Here is a 3,892-nt window from a genome sequence, read left to right as displayed (position 1 = left end):
AAAAGCCTGGTCATGGGGAGGCCGCCTAATAAGGATTGGCACAATGTGTCAGTAATTGTTAGGTTTTTTGAACCAGGTGCTTTTATTTTATGATCAAAGGTTGGACTGATTCTGTCCGCATCCCGCGCCTGGGGACCATCGCGCTCGGGGTAAAGGACGAAAAAGGAGTGCCGAAGGCCGTAGATTACTTTGTCGTTCCTCCCGAAGTTCAAGAAGTCTACGGCCCTCAGCCGAGAGAGCTGGACATAGTATTGCCGTCGGAAGACATTGAAAGCATCTTTCCGGCCTATTTGAAACGCTACGGCAACCAGTACGGCTTAATCTGCCGCGGCGACGGGGAGTACGCTTCTGTGAACGAGACCTACGCTAAGACTTCCGGCACCGAGTACGGCCTGAAAGTGGAAAACGGCGTGATAGTAGACATGGCTACCGGCGAGGTGGTACCCGTAGAAAAGAGCGGCGGCCAGGGGTGGGTCCAGATACCCTGCCCGTACAAGAATTGCCAGCACTATATCAACAAGAAATGCAGGGAAGTGGCGGTATTTTCCGCTTTGCTGCCGAAGGTGCCGGGAGTTTTAGGGGCCTACAGTATCGATACTGGTTCCTTTAACTCCTATCAGAACATCAAGAACAGTCTGCTCATCTTAAAGGCGATGGCGGGAAGGATCAGCTTCATCCCTTTGAAGTTAAAGGTGCGGATGCAGGAAGTGCACCCCAATGTAGGGGAGAAGCAGATTAAGAGGGCAGTCCCCATCATGTACGTCGACATGGGGGACATCACGCTGGAAAGGATGCTACAACTGGCGCGAGAGCGGAAGCTGCTGACCACGGTGACCCTGCTGCCGGAGCCCGCTGCGGTAGACGAAGACGTAGAGCCTTACGATGAAAATGCAAAGCCGGAACTGCTCTACGAGCCGGAAGCGTCCCCCGGGACGAAGCCTGCTGCTTTCGGGGCCCGGGGTCAGGGCGAATACTTCGAGAAAACAGGTAACCAGGAGGTTGTCGCTGTAGAAGTCCAGCCGGAACGCGAGCCTGAGGCCGAACCCCCGGCGGTATCATTTACGCCTGCAGCAACACCTGTAACGACGCCTACAGTTGAAGAAAAGCCCCAGGCTGAACCGGCAGAAAAGAGCACCATAAGCGGCGTGTTTGAGATAAGTTCGCCGGTAACGGTAAAGAACTTCAAGACCGGGCCGGTGACGATGTGCCGGGTGACTAACGAAGATGGGGAGCAGTATATGTTAACCGCATACCCTGGAAGCGAAGCAGAAAAGGTCCTGGCGAACGCCGTGCCCGGGCAGAAATATGAGATAACCGACGCGACGATCAAGAAGAACAACATAGGGGCAAAGACCATGCGGCTGATCGAAGTAGAGACCGAAATTGACGCGGCGGTGAGCGAGGAAGATTTCGGGTTTGACGATTTGTTCTAAAAATCTTGTAGGGGGCGGGCCTGTTTCCAGGCCCGTCAGTTATTGAGAAAGGAGTTGCTAAAAATGCCCTACGCTTGGGTAGAACCGGAAGTAGCGTTAGAATACAAGAGAATTAAGATTTACTATATTTATGCGGATGATTCTATGGCTAACGTTACTCGAACATTTCGGTTTGGATATTCAATTTTTAGTGATGATAAAGGGGAAGACAGCTTTGACGTCAGGGATTTAGCCAAAATGATAGGGATGCCCTGTCCTGAAAAGTGGGAAGAAATTAAGGCTGTCCTGATAGCGGCAATAGATAAAGGCGTTTTAACTCAAGAAGGAATCGAAGGGATCAAGGTTTGACTTTTTAACGGCAGGGCCTTTGCCCTGCCTTCTTTCCAGGAACGTCGGCAGTCCTGAAAAGAAGGGAAGGCAAATCAGTTTTAGCGCGGCAGGCACGTGATGCCGCTGCGCGGCCAAAGACAATATTTTTACTCAAAAAACCAGTTTAACCAGGCGGCCCGGCCCGCCTAAAATTCACCTAAAGAAGGAGGTGAACGCGGCGGGCCGCCGGGGGCCTGCTGCGCCATGAAAAATGGGATGGACTTTTGCGCACAAGGAAAAAAGAGTTACTGTCCGGCAGTTTTTTGAAAAAAAATTTGGCTACACGGATAAGGAAACCGGGGTTTACCACAAAGTTCTAGACTGCGCGGCGACTTTTACAGAAGCGTACCTGGCGATAGAAGTTGGGGATGCTTCAGGGCCAAAGGAAATTTACGCGAAGATATGCCTTTTGGGTTACCGGCCGAAAGATTATTTTAACTTTGGATACAAAGATATAAGCGAGAATATGGGGCCATGTTATTACAACTGCCCGGAGCGCATTTTAAAGCTTCTCACACCGACCGATGACGAATGGGCGATGGAGTGGCTGGAAAAATGCTGGGAGCGCATCCGGGCGAAGAAAGCTCGCCCGAAGCTAAGAGAAGGTATGATTATACAGTTTGCCGAAGCAATCGAATTTACCGATGGCAGCAAAGAGAACATTTTTCGGATTAAAGATTTGCGACGGCTAATTGTTGCCGACCGCTGGGGTTACCGGTACAAGATACGGCGGAAGCGGCTGGAGGAGCCGTTTGAGGTGCTTGACGATTTTCCGCCAGTCGAAAGGAGGCTGGCTTGATATGATTATCGTCAACTGCGATGGCCTTTGCGAGCCAGTCAATCCCGGCGGCACGGCATGTTACGGCTGGGTGGCCCGCAAAGACGGCGAGAAGCTAAAAGAAAGTTGGGGAGTAATCTGCTCCGGCCCGGGAGCCACAAACAACGTTGCGGAATACACCGCGGTAATCGAAGCGATGAAATGGCTCATAGAAAACGGCTTTGCCAAAGAACGGATAGAAATCCGCTCTGACAGCCAGCTCTGTATTTACCAGTTAACCGGGGATTACGCGGTGCGTTCTGCCCGCATCAAGCCGTTGTACCGCGAGGCCCGGAAGCTGGCTCAAAAGTTTTCTTCGCTTAGATTCCGCTGGGTCCCGCGGGAAGAAAACGAGGAAGCGGACGAGCTTTCCAGAAAGGCTTACGCGGAATCAGCGGCTCCGGACAAAAAGCGACTGGCGAAAGCGGAGAAACTGGTTAAAAATGTGGAAGAAGTTGGCGGCGGCCGGTATCACGTGCTTTCTTCGACCGGTAAGAGCAAATATGTGGTTGATCTGGCCGCATTGGCGTGCACCTGCCCCGATTTTCAGAAACGCGGGATCAAATGCAAGCATATTATCGCGGCGGAGATATTTGCCGCGAAGAAAGGAGAATTGGCCGATGCCCTGTAACGATGTCTCTCAAAAGCCCTGGTTAGAACGATACCGGGACTGGCTCACGGAAAACTTTGGCGACCGCTGGAAAGCCGCAAACGAACTGGCTGGCTCGTTCGAGAATCCTGTTTTGGCGGATGCGGGCCAATTTATGCTGGATTTGGCGATGAAAGTTTTCGAGTTAGAAAATGCGATGGCTCAAAAAGTTAACAAGGGGGATTGCTAATGCTGCATAAAAACCGTTTCTGGTGCGTTACCGAAATTGCTGAACCTATCTAGTTGGCCAGGATGCTAAAAGAAAACAATTACGTTTTATGCACCGGTTTCCGTCATGCTGGCTATCTGTGGCTGAACGATTCGTTTTCAGAAGACGGCGCCCAGGAATACGGGGTGGTCAAAGAAGAAACCGGGGAGCAGGTGGAATCGATTACTGTATCCTGGTGCAGTATAGAAGAGCTAACAAACTACATCCTGGCGATAAGTGCTGGGGATTATGAGGATCAGGGTTGGAACAGTGGGATAAATGTGGAGATGCAGGTGCAGGCCCCGGAACAGCATGGCACCTGTCCGTTGTGCGCCTAAAGTCAACCACCCCCAGCACAAGGCCGGGGGCTTGAGGCAAACGTAAGGCGGTAGTCTTACGCCCTCAAGCCTGGTTGA

Annotated in this window: 6 protein-coding genes; all 6 read left to right on the top strand. The window is 51.7% G+C overall.

Annotated elements, in window-relative coordinates:
* The first annotated feature begins 89 nt into the window (after positions 1-89).
* The 6 genes from SDD30_RS17090 to SDD30_RS17065 all read left to right on the top strand — a co-directional run bounded on the left by SDD30_RS17090 (position 90) and on the right by SDD30_RS17065 (position 3,814).
* Positions 90-1,433: a recombination directionality factor gene (locus tag SDD30_RS17090; protein ID WP_434076139.1), complete on the top strand. Its 1,344-nt coding sequence runs from the start codon at positions 90-92 to the stop codon at positions 1,431-1,433.
* 63 nt (positions 1,434-1,496) lie between these two features.
* Positions 1,497-1,781, top strand: a complete 285-nt coding sequence (locus tag SDD30_RS17085) for a hypothetical protein (protein WP_434076138.1) — start codon at positions 1,497-1,499, stop codon at positions 1,779-1,781.
* A gap of 232 nt (positions 1,782-2,013) precedes the next feature.
* Complete coding sequence (locus tag SDD30_RS17080) at positions 2,014-2,601, top strand: DUF6927 domain-containing protein (RefSeq protein ID WP_434076137.1); 588 nt, start codon at positions 2,014-2,016, stop codon at positions 2,599-2,601.
* Between the two features lies 1 nt (position 2,602).
* On the top strand, positions 2,603-3,250 hold the full coding sequence (gene rnhA, locus SDD30_RS17075) for a ribonuclease HI (protein ID WP_434076136.1): 648 nt from the start codon (positions 2,603-2,605) through the stop codon (positions 3,248-3,250).
* Positions 3,240-3,458, top strand: a complete 219-nt coding sequence (locus SDD30_RS17070; protein WP_434076135.1) for a hypothetical protein — start codon at positions 3,240-3,242, stop codon at positions 3,456-3,458. Before rnhA ends, SDD30_RS17070 begins: the two co-directional genes overlap by 11 nt.
* Before the next feature lie 62 nt (positions 3,459-3,520).
* Positions 3,521-3,814: a hypothetical protein gene (locus SDD30_RS17065; protein ID WP_434076134.1), complete on the top strand. Its 294-nt coding sequence runs from the start codon at positions 3,521-3,523 to the stop codon at positions 3,812-3,814.
* Positions 3,815-3,892: the final 78 nt, after the last annotated feature.

It is taken from the genome of Moorella naiadis (nom. illeg.), assembly GCF_051020825.1.
GTDB classification, from domain to species: domain Bacteria; phylum Bacillota; class DSM-521; order Neomoorellales; family Neomoorellaceae; genus Neomoorella; species Neomoorella naiadis.
The sequence above is the reverse complement of the archived record's forward strand: the minus strand, read 5'-3'. Positions and strand labels throughout refer to the sequence as shown.